At 58.9% G+C, this 16886-nt stretch carries 17 protein-coding genes; 13 read left to right on the top strand and 4 right to left on the bottom strand.

Features of this window, described 5'->3' with window-relative positions:
* Positions 1-102 precede the first annotated feature (102 nt).
* Positions 103-444, top strand: a complete 342-nt coding sequence (locus tag BMZ17_RS20890; protein ID WP_139202824.1) for a hypothetical protein — start codon at positions 103-105, stop codon at positions 442-444.
* 104 nt (positions 445-548) lie between these two features.
* Positions 549-899, top strand: a complete 351-nt coding sequence (locus tag BMZ17_RS07645; RefSeq protein WP_093137794.1) for a hypothetical protein — start codon at positions 549-551, stop codon at positions 897-899.
* A 733-nt stretch (positions 900-1632) separates the two neighbouring features.
* Here the strand turns inward: BMZ17_RS07645 and BMZ17_RS07640 are convergent.
* The gene (locus BMZ17_RS07640; RefSeq protein ID WP_139202823.1) at positions 1633-1896 is read right to left on the bottom strand and encodes a hypothetical protein; all 264 of its coding nucleotides are present in this window, start codon (positions 1894-1896) and stop codon (positions 1633-1635) included.
* Positions 1897-2216: 320 nt separating this feature from the next.
* On the opposite strand from BMZ17_RS07640, the gene BMZ17_RS07635 reads away from it, so the two are divergent.
* The gene (locus tag BMZ17_RS07635) at positions 2217-2798 is read left to right on the top strand and encodes an energy transducer TonB (protein WP_093137790.1); all 582 of its coding nucleotides are present in this window, start codon (positions 2217-2219) and stop codon (positions 2796-2798) included.
* Positions 2799-2986: 188 nt separating this feature from the next.
* Here BMZ17_RS07635 and BMZ17_RS07630 read toward each other — a convergent pair whose 3' ends face one another.
* Positions 2987-3382, bottom strand: a complete 396-nt coding sequence (locus BMZ17_RS07630) for a winged helix-turn-helix transcriptional regulator (RefSeq protein WP_093137788.1) — start codon at positions 3380-3382, stop codon at positions 2987-2989.
* A gap of 131 nt (positions 3383-3513) precedes the next feature.
* Between BMZ17_RS07630 and BMZ17_RS07625 the strand changes: the two genes are divergently transcribed.
* The 4 genes from BMZ17_RS07625 (at position 3514) to BMZ17_RS07610 (ending at position 6699) form a co-directional block, all read left to right on the top strand.
* Complete coding sequence (locus BMZ17_RS07625; protein ID WP_093137785.1) at positions 3514-4500, top strand: MDR family oxidoreductase; 987 nt, start codon at positions 3514-3516, stop codon at positions 4498-4500.
* A 30-nt stretch (positions 4501-4530) separates the two neighbouring features.
* Positions 4531-5328 carry an SDR family NAD(P)-dependent oxidoreductase gene (locus tag BMZ17_RS07620; protein ID WP_093137782.1) on the top strand — a complete coding sequence of 266 codons (798 nt, stop codon included), beginning with the start codon at positions 4531-4533 and terminating at the stop codon, positions 5326-5328.
* 31 nt (positions 5329-5359) lie between these two features.
* Entirely contained in the window at positions 5360-6184 is an 825-nt protein-coding gene (locus tag BMZ17_RS07615; RefSeq protein ID WP_093137779.1) for an alpha/beta fold hydrolase, read from the top strand.
* Between the two features lie 164 nt (positions 6185-6348).
* Positions 6349-6699, top strand: coding sequence for a carboxymuconolactone decarboxylase family protein (locus BMZ17_RS07610; protein ID WP_093137776.1), 351 nt, complete (start codon positions 6349-6351; stop codon positions 6697-6699).
* A 120-nt stretch (positions 6700-6819) separates the two neighbouring features.
* Here BMZ17_RS07610 and BMZ17_RS07605 read toward each other — a convergent pair whose 3' ends face one another.
* Positions 6820-8205 carry a S41 family peptidase gene (locus BMZ17_RS07605; protein ID WP_093137773.1) on the bottom strand — a complete coding sequence of 462 codons (1386 nt, stop codon included), beginning with the start codon at positions 8203-8205 and terminating at the stop codon, positions 6820-6822.
* Between the two features lie 248 nt (positions 8206-8453).
* Between BMZ17_RS07605 and BMZ17_RS07600 the strand changes: the two genes are divergently transcribed.
* On the top strand, positions 8454-9077 hold the full coding sequence (locus BMZ17_RS07600; RefSeq protein ID WP_139202822.1) for a DUF6988 family protein: 624 nt from the start codon (positions 8454-8456) through the stop codon (positions 9075-9077).
* Between the two features lie 202 nt (positions 9078-9279).
* Here BMZ17_RS07600 and BMZ17_RS07595 read toward each other — a convergent pair whose 3' ends face one another.
* Positions 9280-9912 (bottom strand): cation efflux transmembrane domain-containing protein, encoded by a 633-nt coding sequence (locus BMZ17_RS07595; RefSeq protein WP_093137768.1) that lies wholly within the window; start codon positions 9910-9912, stop codon positions 9280-9282.
* Between the two features lie 107 nt (positions 9913-10019).
* Between BMZ17_RS07595 and BMZ17_RS20885 the strand changes: the two genes are divergently transcribed.
* From BMZ17_RS20885 to BMZ17_RS07575, 5 genes are all read left to right on the top strand, one after another.
* The gene (locus BMZ17_RS20885) at positions 10020-10403 is read left to right on the top strand and encodes a hypothetical protein (protein WP_139202821.1); all 384 of its coding nucleotides are present in this window, start codon (positions 10020-10022) and stop codon (positions 10401-10403) included.
* Between the two features lie 54 nt (positions 10404-10457).
* A complete protein-coding gene (locus tag BMZ17_RS07590; protein WP_093137765.1) occupies positions 10458-11741 on the top strand; it encodes a TolC family protein in 1284 nt (427 codons plus the stop codon).
* Positions 11738-12703 (top strand): efflux RND transporter periplasmic adaptor subunit, encoded by a 966-nt coding sequence (locus BMZ17_RS07585; RefSeq protein ID WP_093137762.1) that lies wholly within the window; start codon positions 11738-11740, stop codon positions 12701-12703. Before BMZ17_RS07590 ends, BMZ17_RS07585 begins: the two co-directional genes overlap by 4 nt.
* A gap of 10 nt (positions 12704-12713) precedes the next feature.
* Positions 12714-15866 carry an efflux RND transporter permease subunit gene (locus BMZ17_RS07580; RefSeq protein WP_093138105.1) on the top strand — a complete coding sequence of 1051 codons (3153 nt, stop codon included), beginning with the start codon at positions 12714-12716 and terminating at the stop codon, positions 15864-15866.
* Positions 15867-15946: 80 nt separating this feature from the next.
* Positions 15947-16852, top strand: a complete 906-nt coding sequence (locus BMZ17_RS07575; protein ID WP_093137760.1) for a cation diffusion facilitator family transporter — start codon at positions 15947-15949, stop codon at positions 16850-16852.
* The last annotated feature ends 34 nt before the right edge of the window (positions 16853-16886 follow it).

The raw sequence follows: 16886 nt of genomic DNA, 5'->3' as shown, positions 1-16886 counted from the left end.
CCAATCACGGCGTGGCAGCATCCGACCCATAGCGGGCGAATTGTTCTTCGGGGCAATGGCAAACTTCATGCTGAGCACACAGAGCTAAGCGAAGTTTGTCTGATGAGTAATCGACAGAAGCCTCGCTGGGTGAAAATCATGTCGCTGGGCTTTGCTCTGGCTGCAGCTGCAAGCGGCTATTGGCTAGGGGCTTATGCGTGGTTCGGGGGCTGTACGTTGACCAAGGACTCGGTTGGCAGCCTCGTTCTATGGGGATCCCTGCTTGTCGCTGCATTGCGCTGGAAATCTGACCCACGCTTGTGGCCTCTGCACTTCCTCTATCTAATCGCAACGCTATCTATTTTTTCGGTAGCAGTCGGAGTCGGCGAAGTCGCCTACTTTGGCGCGAACGATGCAGAAGGATTTTTCGAGGTGTTGGGGCTAGCAATGAGTGGGAGTCTCTAATGCCTGCTTCTGGCCGTTAGTCTTCACCATGCCGGCATGGCAACTTTCGACCGAAGCGGATAGCTATGCGGACTGAAGAATAGAGACTTGCTCGGAGGGTATCAATGAAAGCTTTGTTCGGGCTTTGGGCTATTTTCAGCACCGTCTTCGCGTTTTCAGTAAGGGCTGGAGACCTCGACCAGGCACTTGACGCGGGAAGGGTGGCTGCTGAAAATTTCGAGAAGGAATTGTTTCGGCAGCAGGAACAGATAACGATCGATGAGAGCAATAAGGCACTCGTCGAGTACGTCTATGACCGTCGTAATTATTCGATAGGGGTTTCTAGAAGGAACGGAATCTATGTCGTTGTTTTTTCCCTAAAGCAGGATGCCGACGAAAGGATGCTCGGCGGCGGTGCCATGTATGAAATTGAAGTTGACACTCTTAGGATTGCCAGCATAAAGCTCTATGAGTAGCTTCTGCTTGCGACCCGAAGCCGGACATATGACGATCGAATTCAAGGTCTGGCGATGACGGCCTGACGCAAGATTCCAGCAGATCTTCGTCTCTTATCAAACTCCGATTTGAGCATCTCGCCATTGGGGCTGTATGGCAAAAGGAGCTTATTGGCCCGGGCCCCTGCCAGCGGCGAGAAATGTCCCTCACCACGATCCAGATAGCTGACGATTACGCTGCTGCTTGAGTCTAGGAGGCCAAGCAGCCGAGAGCTGGAGAGTGCGCTGCATGTATCGACGGATGGATAGGAGCGAACTTCCAAGGCAGCGGGGCTAAGGTCTGGATCCGTAAGTAGCCTCACCTTCAAGCCGAAATGCTGGAGCGCTTCTGCCATGCAAACCGCATAGCAGCCAATGGTGTCTGTGTAGCGACAGCGTTCAATAACTTCCTTTGGACTGGCATCTATTCCGTAGCGTGTCAGCACCAACCAGACAGATGCAGGACCGCACGGGCCAGTAAGACCCGAGATCTCTGTAGGAATCGATTGTACGGGGCGGTAGACACTGCTAAGCAATGCAAGAACTCGAAGTCACAGAAAGGAGGGCTGGCCGCGCAATAGAGTATCTTTGCACCATGAAAGGATTCGAGCCGGAGCGGACTTGCAGCGTTTCCAACACTATTCTCCTGAATCCAGGTCTTAGATTGTTAAGTGTCATGAAAAGGCTGCCAGCACTCCTTGGATCATGTCTCGCGCTACTCACGGCGACTGGTGCTGCCCGAGTAGGCGATGCACTTCAGGTCGACCTGGATGGCGATGGCAAAGCCGAAATGGTCGAGCTGCAGCAACACCCCGGCGAGGTCGCAGTACTGGTGCGAGGTCCGACGCTCGCTGGCGGTCGGCAGAAGCTCTCTTTCGGTGTAGATCCAGGCCGCCAAGACGCGATATGCAGTCTTCCTGTCACGCTGGAGGTGGAGAAGTTGGAGTGTGCCCCTGAGACTTCTGGTCAGGGCGCTCATGAGGGATGCCGGAAAAACACCTCCGCGAGAGGCCTTGTCCTGGACGACGGCGAGTGTGACCCGATCCACCTGTATTGGGATCAAGCCAAGCATCAGGTCGCTTGGTGGCGGGAATAACAGCCAACATTCCTCTCATGCCGACGCTGCTTCGTGGCCTGGCGTCACTCAATCGTTGGCAAAAGTCCACATCTAGCCGTTGGCGGCCGTCTTGATGTCGTGGCAGCATCGGGCCCATAAAGCATCCCTCGGTTAGATGAATGTTTCAGGAAATCTGAGATCGAGATCATTCAATCTGCAGCCCACAAAAGGATTCTTGGGAAATGCGAACGGCAAATGTCATAGGCGCGCAACCTCCAAATTTGCGCAAGAAAAGTGAATCGTATCGCATTCAAATATTTCCTCTCGCGATTCTCGGAGTCATGCTTCCTTTGTGCGCCGCTGCACTAGGACACCAAGAAACCGCAAGCTTAGCCGGGAGTGCTATGCCGGTCGATTACAGGTTCTCGGTTGAAACGCCTAATGGCACGCCTGTAGATGTTGCCGTCTACAACAAGATGATGGAAGCCCAGGGCCTAGAGCACTACTGTGACTCTGGACGTTGCGACAGACTGCCTGAACTTCTGGCCGGCGAAGCCCCGGTCTATCCACTGGAGCTCATCGGATTTGACGTAACCGGTCAGGCAACAGTAGTTTTCACCATCGATGAGAGCGGATCTGTCGTCGATCCTGTGGTTGAGTCAGCTACCAACTTGGCATTCTCTGAAGCTTCCCTGCGTGCCATAAGAACTTGGAAATTCAGACCTGCCTCGCTAGAGGGCAAGCCTGTTCGCCAGAGCTCGCGACAACAATTTCCCTTTGAATTGCAGGACAAATATGTCCTGCCTGAGCCGGCTTTCAACTAGGCTTTTGAATGGCCGGGTTCGGACAAAAATGCCATGGCGTGGATACCTGGGAAGGGCGTTGTCTTGATTCCTTCTGCTGCCTTCATGGCCGAGGTCCGCTTCTGGCCGATAGCGGACCGTGTGAGCAGCACCGGAAATCGACAGCGACCGCGGAGTCAACATGGCGGTCGCGGTTTGCTCAGCTTGTCCTAGGTGATGCCGTCCAACATCGCGGAATCGACATCCTCTTTTTCCGAACGAAGAGATTCTTGCTTCACCTGCTTTGCTTGATATCGCTCACCCCACGCGCGTAGGTCGTACAGGAGTGGGATCAAGGTGCGCGCGAGCGGTGTGGCTTCATATTCAACGCGAGGCGGGACCTCCGGATAGACATGCCGGATCACAAGCCCGTCCGCCTCAAGCTCGCGCAGCTGCAGGGTCAGCATGCGCTGGGTCGCGTCGGGGACCAAACGACACAACTCCATGAAGCGACGTTTCTCCGTGAGGATGTGGAAGAGCAGGATTGGCTTCCAGATGCCGCTGATCAGCGACACCGTAAGTTCCACGGCACAGCCGCTCTTAGGATTGCGTTGTCTTAGGCGCATGGGGAAACCTCGCGTGGTGCAGTGGGGTGTACTTACAAAAATGATAGTTGCGATGCAATTTGTGCGTTCTTACGAAGCGCATCCTGCAATCCTATAGTTCGGCGATCGCTTACAACACAGGCGCTCGCCGAATGTCCTTTCGTGCCTTGCTCGCTTCGCGCTCATCCGAGGGCGAAGTCACCACTAAGTTGGAAACCCTGCAGGACGACGCGTTGGTCGACGGAAATGTCGACGTGGACATCGCGTGGTCCAACCTCAATTACAAGGATGCTATCGCGCTCGCAGGATTCAACATCATCCAGTCCTTCCCATTGGTGCCGGGGATCGATTTTGCCGGCACCGTGACGGCTTCGCAGGACCCGCACTTCAAGCCTGGCGATTCCGTGGTCGCCACTGGCTGGAACCTGAGCCAGACCCACAATGGCGGATTTGCCCAGCGTGCCCGCGTTCCGGGCGACTGGCTGATCAACCTGCCTGACGCCATTGACACGCGCAATGCCATGGCTATCGGGACGGCGGGCCTAACAGCGATGCTCAGCGTGCTGGCGCTGGAGCAGGCCGGACTCACGCCGGCGCGCGGCGAGGTCCTGGTCACCGGTGCCACTGGCGGCGTCGGTTCGGTCGCCATCGCACTACTGGCCGCGCTGGGCTATCGCGTGGTGGCATCTTCAGGCAAGCCAGCCGAAGCAGACTATCTCAGGAAGCTGGGCGCCGCCGAGGTCATTGCCCGCGAAAAGCTCAGCCAGCCCGGGCCGCCGGTGGCGGCCGAGCGCTGGGCCGGCGCGATTGACTCGGTCGGTGGGCAGACCTTGGCGAATGTGCTTGCGCAGACGTCGTATCGCGGTGCCGTCACTACCTGCGGCTTTGTCGGAGGGCGCGAACTGCCAGCCACGGTGCTGCCCTTCATCCTGCGCGGGGTCACCCTCGCCGGCATCGATTCGGTGCAGGCGCCGCACGGACTGCGCGAGCAGGCGTGGAAGCGGCTTGCATCCGATCTAGACCTGAACCTGCTGGCGTCTACGCTCAGCGAAATCCCGCTCGACGCGGTGCCGGATACGGCAAGGCAGATGCTGGGCGGGAGCCGCAAGGGACGCACCCTGGTGAACGTCAATCGCTGATGTTGATCCGCAGCCACATAGGAGTCCTCAATGTCATCTGATGTGCAGACCGCGCTGATCACTGGTGCTTCGACGGGGATCGGCGCGGTGTATGCCGATCGCCTGGCCAGACGTGGCTATCGCCTGATCCTGGTGGCACGCGACCAAGCACGCATGCAGGCCCAGGTCAGCGCGCTAAGGCAGGCCGGGGCCCCAGACGTCGAAATCCTGCCTGCCGACCTCACCCAGCCGAATGACGTCACGGCTGTCGAGCACCGCCTGCAGCAGGGCGACGTCACGCTGCTGGTCAACAATGCCGGCATGTCGCTCAAGGGCGGCTTGCTGGAGAACGGGGCAGAGGAATTCGTACGCATCATCGCCTTGAACGTCACCGCGCCCACGCGCTTGGCGGCCGTCGCGGCAAAGGTATTTGTTGCACGCGGCCATGGCGGCATCGTCAACCTGTCCTCGGTGCTTGCGCTGGCGCCGGAGATGTTCGAGGGCATCTACAGCGGGACCAAGGCTTACCTGCTCAACCTCAGTCAGGCCATGGCCGCTCAGCTTGGCCCGCAGGGCGTGCAGATCCAGGCCGTACTGCCTGGCGCCACGCGCACCGAACTGTGGGGCAAGGCCGGGCGCGATATGGACGAATTTCCCCCTGGGTTCCTGATGGAAGTTGGAGACATGGTGGATGCTGCACTGGTCGGTTTCGATCGCAAGGAGCCCGTGACCATCCCACCGTTGCCTGATGCCGGCCAGTTCGAGGCAATGCATGCTGCACGCCGTGCCATGGCGCCCAACCTCTCGCGCAGCGAAGTGCCCACGCGTTACCGCGTCCAATCGAACTGATGCAATGCCCCCCCCCCCACAGGAGTGTGTGATGTCCGAATTCGTAACCGTCAAAGACGGCGCCCGGATCTTCTTCAAGGATTGGGGCACCGGCCAGCCCATCGTGTTCGCGCATGGCTGGCCGCTGTCATCCGATGCCTGGGACCCGCAGATCCTATTCATGGGTCAGCACGGCTATCGCGTGATCGCCCATGACCGCCGCAGCCACGGCCGCTCCAGCCAGACCTGGGCCGGCAACGACATGGACACCTACGCCGACGACCTAGCCGCGGTGCTGGAAGCGGCTAACGTCACCGACGCGATTCTGGTTGGCCATTCCACTGGCGGTGGCGAGATCAGCCACTACGTCGGCCGCCATGGCAGCAAGCGCGTGGCCAAGATGGTCCTGGTCGGTGCGGTGCCGCCGCTGATGCTTAGGACCGATGCCAACCCAAATGGGACACCGATCGAGGTGTTCGACAGCATCCGTGCCGGCGTGGCAGGCGACCGCTCGCAGTTCTATCAGGATCTTAGCGGACCGTTCTTCGGCGCCAACCGCGACGGCAACAAGGTCACTCAAGGCATGCGCGACAGCTTCTGGCTGCAGGGCATGGCCGGTGGCGTGAAGGGCCAGTACGACTGCGTGCGCGAGTTCTCCGAAGTCGACTACACCGCCGACCTGAAGAAGATCGACAAGCCGACCCTGGTGATCCACGGCAACGACGACCAGATCGTGCCGATCGATGCCTCGGGCAAGCTCTCGGCCGAGATCGTCAAGGACGCACGCCTGAAGATCTACACCGGTGCCCCGCATGGCCTGACCATCACCCACGCCGCGCAGTTCAACGCCGACCTGCTTGAGTTCGCGAGGGCCTGACTGCGTCCCATGGCTGGAAGCTGAGAAGTCCAGGCACCCACCTTGTTCAATCGACGTGCGTCCTGTGGTTAATCGCAGCGGCGGCGGATGTCCCCTCCCATCCACCACCGTGTCATACCACCCTCAGGGCGCACGTCACTTCTTTCACTCAAAGGAGCAAAGCGATGCTGCTCAATTGGTCCGACTATGTCCCTGCAGTCACCAAAGCGTTCGGACGCTTAGGCAAGAAGCACCCAAAGATGCTCGGTGCTTACCAGGGGCTCAGTGCTGCTACGGCAGCGTCCGACGCACTCGACCCCAAGACGCGTGAGCTGATCGCCGTGGCGGTCGCCATAACGCTTCGCTGCGATGGCTGCATCGGTACCCACACTCAAGCGGCACAAAATGCAGGCGCCAGCGAGGAAGAATTGGCGCAGGCTTTGGCTACCGCTATACAAGTCAACGCTGGAGCTGCCTACGTGTTCTCGCTGCGCGCGCTGGAAGCTTATGACGTTGCAGCTAGCGCCGATAAATAGGAGAACGGAGTCGCTATGCTGATCGAGCATTCGCGACGTACTGAGATCTGCTTCTGGCGGCCGATAGTCGTCATCGTGTCTGATCTGTAGACCGTGGCCGATAACGAAAACTCTCGCTAATCACTTAACGCAAGAAGAAGTCAGCCACGTTATGGCGTCTTGAGGCACCGCACTGTTGGACACAATGTCGTTGGGTAGAAGCACGTCTGGAACGATACGTGCTCCAACTTCGTGACCTGATCGGTCCACGTCAATGCCTGTGGTCAGATAGATGGCACTGCTATCAGGAAGCGTGAATTTCCTGTTTGCACTCGCTTGTCCACTGGTCGGAGCGCCAAAGCTCCGCGTGTCCTTCCTTCCAATGAATGCCAAAGCGGTTGCTTCACCCGAACTGCTAGTTCTCGGCCCCAGTAGAACGGCAATCCGCGCATCCTTTGCATCCGATACGCCGGAGACGAAAGTCACCAGCGGAGACTGGATGGACCACCAGTTGATGTCGCCATTGCGATATTTAAATCCTCCCAATCGCTCTTCGTCAAAGAAAATACTGAGCGCTGAGATCATGGGCCACATACTGCCCCCACGATTTTTCCTCAGATCAACAATCCAGCCGCAACGAGCGCTGCCGTTGAGATCCTTCAGCTGTTGGCCGATCTGATCTGCGAACTTCTTAGCTAGATCACGATTAGAACCAGGGACGGTCGGCACTGAAACATAGCCGACACCTCCGTCCATTAGCTTCACCTCAGCCGCGCCCGGATCGCCACCAGACTTGGAGTAATGGCGCGCCACCTCAGCACTCTGATAGAAGCTATGGGAGTCATTGAGCTCTCGCAAAAGCGCTTGTATTGCTTTCTGAGCCTGATAGCCCGAGCCCGCTTCACCTGATAATTCAGGCTTGGAGTCAAATAGATTCTTGCTGAGGTTGCTTGCCCAGTAGGCGCTCTCCAAGACGACCTGGAGTGCTGCATCGTAGACTTGCTTTGCGCTTGCTGAACTTCCTTGCAGAGTGTCCTCGGTTTCCACAAGCTTGAGACCCATTGCTGTTGTACTTCCAGGCCCATGCATAACAACACCGAATGCAATGCTTGTCGCATCCGGAGGAATTCGCAAGTCAACGCTGAGATGGCCGTCAGTAGGGACGTCCGAACCTGCCGAAGTGACGAACCTGAGAGGTTTTCCCGAACTTCCGTCTGCCCTCAACCACATTGCCGGCATTGCACCTGGCGTTGACGTAACTAGCGCAGACAGTTGTACAAGCTTGTTGACCCAGGGGCGAGGGCTGGTCCGATAAATGATCCCGCCATATGCTTTTCCATCGGCATGAGCAGCCGACATCGTCACTTGAGCACCAAGATCACTCAGGGGCTCGCCTGCTGACGAACTCTGATATCCCATCTTTTCGTTGACGGTCTTGTGGGTAACGTCTTCAGCTGCGAACGCGCTAGGCGTTAAACACAGACCAGCAATGAGAATTGCTAGGCCCAACTTTTCGGCTTGAAACAACTTTCACCTCCATGTAGTGCACCGACTTGGCCGAATGGCTGCATGCATCAGCAGATGTCCCCACACTGCGCAGCGGAGTAGAGCAAGCACGGGACGAAAGCATCGGTAGTTGCCACGATGCCAGCTGCTAATGCTCGATGCGTCCTTGTAAGACGTAAGCATGACCCAGCGTGCCGATCATTGCCACCTGATTTATCGTCCTCTGGTGTACTTGGCATCCTTGAAAATGAGACCTGCGATAGATGGACTTGGACACGCTGTTCGATCAATCCCATGCGCTCGCCGGCAACGTGATCCAGCTCGTGGCCCGGCCGATCTATGATGAGCGTGAGCGGTTCAGGGTCTCCAACTTGTCGTGTTCGCTTGCCTTTGAGCACGGCGAAGGAGCAAAGCTGGCGCTGGCCTGCGGCCTTCTGCCCTCTGCTGCGATGCTACATCGAGCCCAGTTCGAAGCCGTCCTGCGCGCAGTTTGGGTGCTTTACGCGGCAAGCGATGAGCAGGTTGGCAAGCTTGGCGCCGACCTCACTGCGGGAAGCGAGCAGGCAGCCAAGCATTTGCCCACCACCGCCAAGATGATGGATGCCCTGGTAGGGAAGGCGCCGCCGGAGCCGCTGGAAACCTTGGTCGAATTCAAGGCCTACAACTGGCAGGCGCTCAATTCCTATGCCCACGCAGGTATTCATGCGATTTCAAGCCACAGGTCCGGGCTTTCGTCGGAACTGCTGTTCAATGTTCTGTTGAACATCAATGGGCTGCTGGTGTTCACCGCAATGCAGGCCGCGATCCTGACAGGCGTGCCGAACCTGCAGCGCCTAGTCCTGCAGACTGCGGCGCAATACCCGCAGCTGCTGAGCGCAAAACCCAGTACTTGAGTGAGTACGAAAGGCCAGTTAACTGGACCCTCATCGGCAACGGCATTGGACACCGCCGCCAAATGAACTGGATGCTTGAATTAACACCCAGTCGTGGCGAGATTGATCGGAGAAGGTGGCTCCTACCGACCCAAAGGGGACATCAAGGCGTCGGCTTCAATTCGCCGCAAGCGGACTTTCCTGATGAGAACAACCAACAGAACTAGGGCGCTGGCAAGGTTATCAAACGGTTCTCACGCCAAGCTGACTTCAGCACGCGCGAAGCTGAGCGCAAGAACAGCACAAGCAGCCCAGCGGCGATCAGCAGATCAGGCCAGCCTGCACCGAAGAGCCATACGCAGGCTGCGGCCAACACGACCGCGAAGCCTTCGTAGATATCGTTTCGCGAGCACTCCCACGCCGACGACAGGTTGATGTCGCCGTTGCGATAGGGGTTGAGCAGCACCAGGCACCAGGCATTAGCGGCGAGGTTCAGCACCGCAGCCAGCCCCATGCCTTCGAACAGCGGTGTCGCCGGGTTCTGCAGCCGCCAGATGATCTGCGCACCGACGGCGGCCGCCGCCGCGAGGATTAAGAATCCCTTGAAGAGGGCGACCCTAGCTTTGGCTCGGGTCGAAGCGCCCACGACCGCAAGGCTGATCGCGTAGGTCAGGGCGTCGCCCAGGTTGTCCAGTCCACCGGAGAGTAGCGACGAGGAGTGGCTAACCCACGCCGCAGCAAGCATCATGGCGAAGGTGATCAGGTTGATGGCCAGCACCACCGTGAGGACGCGACGCTGCTTGGAGTGCATCGCCGCAACGTCCACGACCTTCCCGCATCCACAACTCTCGCCCATTTCGCTCTCCAGGTAATAAATCAGCTACCGCGCACGCGGGCCTTATATATTTGTAACCTTATGAACGAAATTGTCTAACATCGACAGCGGCATATATCCTTATACCTATGACCCGCTTCGCGTCCCGTGCACGTCGCTACCTGCGCCTTTCGGCGCTAGTGCTGTTGCTGCTTGCGACGGTCATCAATCCTGTATTCGCCGCGGTGGGCGACCTGCATGAAGCTGTGCGAGGTGTCGCTGAACATATCCATGACGGCGGTGAGCCCAAAGAGCTGATGCAGGCCGCAGCGCATGATGAGGACGGCAATGGGGGCGATCTGATGCATGCATTGATGCATGCCTCGCACTGCTGTGGCCACCTAACCGCTATTCTTGCCGGGGCTGAGCTGATCGTAGCAGCGGTCCAGGGCTGCAATACACAGAGTTCGGTGCTGTTGCCAAACATCGCGGAAATCTCCGCTTCGGACATTCGTCCCCCGATCGGTCTGTAACTGAATTGCCGCCCAGTTGGGCGGTTTCTGTTACGAATCTATCGGAGAATTCCCATGTGGTTGCGATTGGCGGCATTGGCCGCTTGCGCCTTCGTGCCTGCGATTTATGCGCAGGAACGGGCGCCTAGTCAGACATTGACACTTCAACAGGCGATCGAACGCGTCGCCGAAACCCACCCTGATCTGCGGCTTGTCGATGGAAGCCGCGCTGTCCTTCAGGCGAACTACGACTCCGCGAGCCTAAAGCCGCCGCTTACCTTGGGCGCTACAGTCGAGAACGCACTAGGGACAGGCGCCTACCGCGCATTCGACCAGACTGAGGTCACGGTCACTCTGGCTGGGGTGCTCGAGCGCGGTGGAAAGCTAGATGCACGAAGGGCGGTTGCCCAGGCCAATATCGACAAGCTTGCTCCGCAGCGCGAAGTCGTGCGTCTGGATCTCCTGGCGGAGACGGCACGCCGTTATCTCGCGGTAACCGCTGCCATTCGTCAGCGCGATATTGCAGACCTGGATATCGAACAACGCCGTAGGACGGTCGACGCAGCGAAACGGCGTCTTGCGGCAGGCGCATCCCCCGAGTCTGTAGTTCTAACCGCGCAGGCTGCATTGGCCGAGGCAGAGTTGGATCGTGATCGCGCGGGCCAGGCGGAGGCAGCAGCGCGCCAAGCGCTTTCCTCCCTGTGGAACAGCCGCGTTCCGGCTCATGGTGCCGTGACAGGCGATCCGATGGAACTTCCGAAACTGGAGGACTTCGCCAGCCTAAGTGGAATGCTGGAGCGAACCCCGGAGTTGGCACAACTTGCAGGTGATGCGCGTATTCGTGAGGCCCAGGTGCGTTTGGCCCGCAGTGATGCCACGCCCGACATCCAGTGGCAGGTAGGCGGCCGCGCTTTCCGTAGCGGCAACGACGTCGGCGTGTTAGCCGGCTTCAGCATCCCCCTTGGTTCGACGCGTCGCGCGCAAGCGGGTATCCGTGCGGCGGAGGCGGAGCTGGCGCTGACCAATGTGGAGCGCGAGTCCCTGCTGGTTGGCATGAACGCAGCCCTGGCGACCGCCTATGGCGATTACTCGACCGCGCAGTTGGAGGTGGGAAGGATACGGAGCGACGTTCTCCCACGACTCGCGAAGGCTGAAGCTGCTGCCGACCGCGCATGGCGTGCTGGTGCAATCAGCTACATGGAGTGGGCACTTCTCCAGGACCAGCGTGTCCAGGCTCGCCGCCGCCAGCTTGATGCTGCTCTCTCGGCGCAATCCTCCCTGATCGAAGTCCAGCGGTTGCTGGGTCAGCCAATTGTCCAGGCGCAGGACGCCACCAACACGGAAATTTCCTCCCAATGAAGAACTCGATCTCGATGACCGTGCTGGCGATGGCCCTCCTGCTGTCCCTGATTGCGTGCGGAAACTCTGCGGCTCCAACGGACGCGGCCGCGGAACCTGAGAAGGAAATGGGCGAAAAGCCTAGCGAACATGAGGAAGAAGCTCCGGAGTCAACGTCAATAACTCGGGCAGACGCTGATGCTAATGGCGTCAAGGTCGCTGTAGTGGCGTCTGGCCAAGTCTCCAACGAAATGGAAGTTCAAGGAGTAGTTCGGGCAATCGATGGAAGCGTGGCGCAGGTGAGCGCGCGCTACCCGGGACGTGTCACGGCGCTTCGAGTCAACGTCGGCGACAAAGTGTCGGCAGGACAGAACCTGGCCAGCATCGAAAGCAATTTGAGCCTGAGCGTATACGGAGTGGCGTCGCCAATCGCGGGCGTGGTGTTGAGTCGGCAAGCTCAGACCGGCGGCGGTGCAGCTGAGGGGCAGACTCTGTTCGAAGTGGCGAACTTCGCCCGCGTCTGGGCTGATCTCGCTGTCTTCGGCCGTCAGATCATTGATGTGCGGCCCGGCCAGTCCGTCAGTCTGGAACGACTCTACGACGGGAAGCAGATATCCGGCACGGTTGACAGCGTGCTACCGGGCACGACGAGCGCATCGCAAAGCACGGTCGCGCGAGTGACCCTGGATAACTCCGACCAACAATGGCGTCCTGGCACAGCAGTTACGGGCAAGATCGCAACGCTCACCCGCGATGCGGCAGTGGTTGTTCCGCGCGGGGCCGTTCAGACCATGGACGGTCACGACTCGGTGTTTGTTCGAAAGGGCGATGTATACACGGCGCGCGCAGTGACGCTGGGTGAGGGTGACGCACGAGTGGTCGAGGTGATTGAGGGCTTGCAGGCTGGCGAGGAGGTTGTCGTCGAGCAGAGCTATCTCATCAAGGCGGACATCGAAAAGTCCGGTGCGTCGCACGAGCACTAAGGAGACCGACATGCTTGAGAAAATGATAAGGGCGTCGGTCAGCTACCGCTGGTTGATGATGACCCTAACTGTTGTGCTGATGGCGGTCGGTGTTTGGAGCTTCAAACAGCTGCCGATCGACGTCACGCCGGACATCACTAACGTCCAGGTGCAGGTGAACACCTCTGCTCCCGGCTACTCTCCGCTGGAAGCCGAGCAGCGCATCACCTACGCGGTTGAAACGGCAATGGCAGGGTTGCCGAAGATGGACTACTTCAGGTCGATCTCGCGATATGGCTTGTCGCAGATCACCGTGGTGTTCAAGGATGGCACCGACATTTACTTTGCGAGGCAGCAGGTAGCAGAACGGCTTCAGCAGGTTAAATCGCAGATACCTGACGGAATCGAACCAACCCTGGGGCCGATCGCCACCGGTATGGGTGAGATCTTCTCCTACACCATCGATGCTGACCCGAAGGCTCGTAAGCCTGACGGAAGCCCGTATACGGCCACAGATCTGCGGACGCTACAAGATTGGGTCATCCGCCCGCAGCTGCGCAATGTGGCAGGCGTCACTGAGGTGAATACGCTCGGTGGCTACAAGCGCGAAGTGCACGTCACGCCTGATCCGGCCAGGTTGCGTTCCTTGAACCTGACCCTGGAGGACGTCGTCCAAGCGCTGCAGGCTAACAATCAAAACGTCGGCGCCGGCTACATCGAACGGAATGGTCAGCAGTTTCTGGTCCGCATGCCGGCCCAGGTCGCTGATATTCCGCAGATTGAGCAGATCGTCGTGGCCAATCGCAGCGGTGCAGTCATCCGCGTCCAAGATATCGCACAGGTTGCAGATGGAGCGGAACTGCGTAGCGGCGCGGCGACCCAGAATGGCCACGAGGTTGTCCTGGGCACCGTCGTTATGCTCGTGGGCTCGAATAGTCGAGACGTCTCACAGGCTGCTGCGGCGCGGCTGAAAGAGGCGGAGAAGAGTTTGCCGAAGGGAGTGACAGCCACCCCCGTCTATGACCGCACGGTCCTGGTTGATCGCACGATCGGCACGGTCGCCAAGAACCTTACCGAAGGTGCGTTGCTGGTCATCGTCATCTTGTTCCTGCTTCTGGGCAACTTCCGCGCGGCGTTGATCACGGCGTTAGTGATCCCCCTCGCGATGTTGTTCACTCTTACCGGAATGGCGCGTGGCGGCGTGTCGGCTAACTTGATGAGCCTGGGTGCCTTGGACTTTGGCCTCATCGTGGACGGCGCAGTGATCATCATTGAGAACTGCCTGCGTCGGTTCGGCGAAAGGCAACATCACCTTGGCCGTCAGATGACACTGGCGGAGCGCTTCGAAGAAACCGCGAGTGCCACCGCCGAGGTGATTCGTCCTAGCCTTTTCGGTCTGGGCATCATCACTGCCGTCTATCTGCCGATCTTCGCGTTGACAGGTGTCGAAGGGAAGATGTTCCACCCGATGGCAATTACCGTGGTGCTGGCACTAACCGGCGCCATGATCCTCTCGCTGACGTTCGTGCCAGCGGCGATTGCATTGGCGCTAGGGGGCAAGGTAGAGGAGAAGGAGAACCGCCTCATGGCTTGGATGCGCCGAGGCTACGAACCACTCCTGGACTTCAGTCTACGCCGTGGCGCCTTGATCGGCGTTGCTGCCATTGTCCTGCTGGGCGTGAGTGGGCTCGTTGCCACGCGCCTGGGGAGTGAGTTCGTGCCCAGCCTGGATGAGGGCGATTTCGCGCTCCAGGCAATGCGCATTCCTGGGACCAGCTTGACCCAATCGATCGGCATGCAACGAGTGTTGGAAGAGCGTCTGGCGAAGGTGCCAGAGATCGAGCGTATCTTCTCCAAGATCGGCACTTCCGAGGTGGCATCCGATCCGATGCCGCCATCGGTGGCAGACACCTTCGTTATGGTCAAGCCGCGTGAAGAATGGCCGAATCCTACGAAGCTGAAAGCCGACTTGGTCGCCGAAGTGGAAAAGATCGTGGCAACGATCCCGGGCAACAACTACGAGTTCAGTCAGCCCATCCAGATGCGCACTAATGAGCTGATCTCAGGTGTGCGCGCCGACGTTGCTATCAATGTCTACGGCGATGACCTGGATTCGCTGCTGAAGATCGGGCAGCAGATCGAGCAGGTTGCGAAGACCGTTCCTGGTGCAGCGGATGTGCGCGTGGAGCAGGCCAGCGGCTTGCCTCTGTTGACGATAGAGCCCAATCGCCGTGCGTTGGCGGTTTACGGTCTGAGCGCGGACGATGTTCAACGCACGGTGTCTACGGCGGTTGGCGGAGAGGTGGCAGGAAAGCTATTCGAGGGTGATCGCCGCTTCGACCTGGTGGTTCGCTTGCCCGAGTCGCTGCGACAGGACCCCGCTGCGCTCGAAAACCTGCCGATTCCCCTACCTGCAGGCACGGGCGGTCAAACGGATGATTCGGCCAGGACGGTGCCCCTTAAAGAAGTTGCCAAGGTTGTAGCCAGCGAGGGCGCGAACCAGATCAACCGCTACAACGGCAAGCGCCGTATCGCGGTAACCGCCAATGTGCGCGATCGTGACCTGGGTGGTTTCGTCACCGAACTACAAAGCCAGATTAGTAGCAAGGTGCAAGTCCCCAGTGGCTATTGGGTTGAATACGGCGGAAGCTTCGAGCAGCTGATTTCGGCGAGCAAGCGCCTGGCCATCGTGGTGCCGGTCACGCTGATCTTGATCTTCGCACTGCTGTTCATGGCCTTCGGTTCGGCAAAGGATGCTGCGATCGTTTTCAGCGGCGTGCCACTTGCGCTGACTGGTGGCGTGCTCGCGCTGACCCTGCGCGGAATCCCGCTCTCGATTTCAGCGGGTATCGGATTCATTGCGCTCTCTGGCGTTGCAGTGCTGAACGGATTGGTCTTGATCAGCTTTATCAAGTCACTGAGAGAGTCTGGTTCTGGCCTGGCTGACGCAGTCCGGGAAGGTGCGCTGAGTCGCCTTCGACCGGTGCTGATGACCGCTTTGGTTGCCTCGTTGGGATTCGTGCCGATGGCTCTGAACGTGGGGGCAGGGTCTGAGGTGCAGCGGCCACTTGCGACGGTGGTCATTGGTGGAATCATCTCCTCAACCTTGCTGACCCTGGTGGTGCTGCCGGTGCTGTATCGGTGGGTGCACGGAAAGTTCCCGGGTCGTCCGCGCACTTCTTGATGTCGAACCCTATCACGCCCTCTGGCTGGGCGGGACCATCAATGGGGCAGGCCAAGAGCCTGCCCCTTTGGAGAATTCAAATGAGTGGAAACCACGATCACGGTGTCTCCGAGGTCAAGTTCGAGAAGCCGCTATGGTGGGCGCTCGGCTTGACTGCCACGTTCATGGTCGCTGAAGTGGTTGGCGGCCTGGTCACCAACAGTCTCGCCCTGCTATCCGACGCCGCCCACATGATGACCGATGTCATTGCGCTGGGAGTTTCACTATTCGCCGTGCGCATGGCTAAGCGACCTGCTGACGCTCGCAATACCTATGGCTATGCGCGAATGGAGGCCCTGGGTGCGCTCATCAACGGTGGCCTACTTTTTCTTGTCGCGGGATACATCTTGTGGGAGGCGGTAGGGCGTTTCCGGCAACCTCCCGAGGTGGCGTCCAGCGGCATGTTGGTCATAGCGGTGCTTGGTCTGGTGGTCAACCTGATCTCGATGCGCCTGCTGAAGGCAGGTAGTGGTGACTCGCTCAACGTCAAGGGAGCCTACCTTGAGGTTTGGAGCGACATGCTTGGTTCGGTCGGCGTGATCGCAGGCGCAATAGTGATTCGATTCACCGGCTGGACGCTTGTCGATCCGATCATCGCTGTAGCTATTGGTCTGTGGGTGTTGCCGCGGACTTGGACGTTGTTGAGGGCTGCATCACATGTGCTAATGCAAGGGGCGCCGTCGGAGATACGCGTTGACGATGTGCGAGCAGCGCTGAGGAACAACCGCAATGTTGCCCAGGTGCATGACCTGCATATTTGGTCGGTGTCGAGTAAGCGCCCGGTGCTCACTGCGCACGTGGTGCTGACGGACGCTAGCCAATCCGTTGATCAGGTCAGGCAAGAACTGAGTGTCATGCTGGACGAGTTGTTCTCGATCGAGGAGGTCACCCTTCAGATCGAGCAGACGTCGTGCGCCGATGATGGGCACGAGCATGGCCACCCATAAGCAAGTGCGGAGAGAATTCAGACAATCGTGGGTC

It is taken from the genome of Pseudoxanthomonas sp. GM95, from assembly GCF_900109775.1.
GTDB lineage: Bacteria > Pseudomonadota > Gammaproteobacteria > Xanthomonadales > Xanthomonadaceae > Pseudoxanthomonas_A.
The sequence above is the reverse complement of the archived record's forward strand: the minus strand, read 5'-3'. Positions and strand labels throughout refer to the sequence as shown.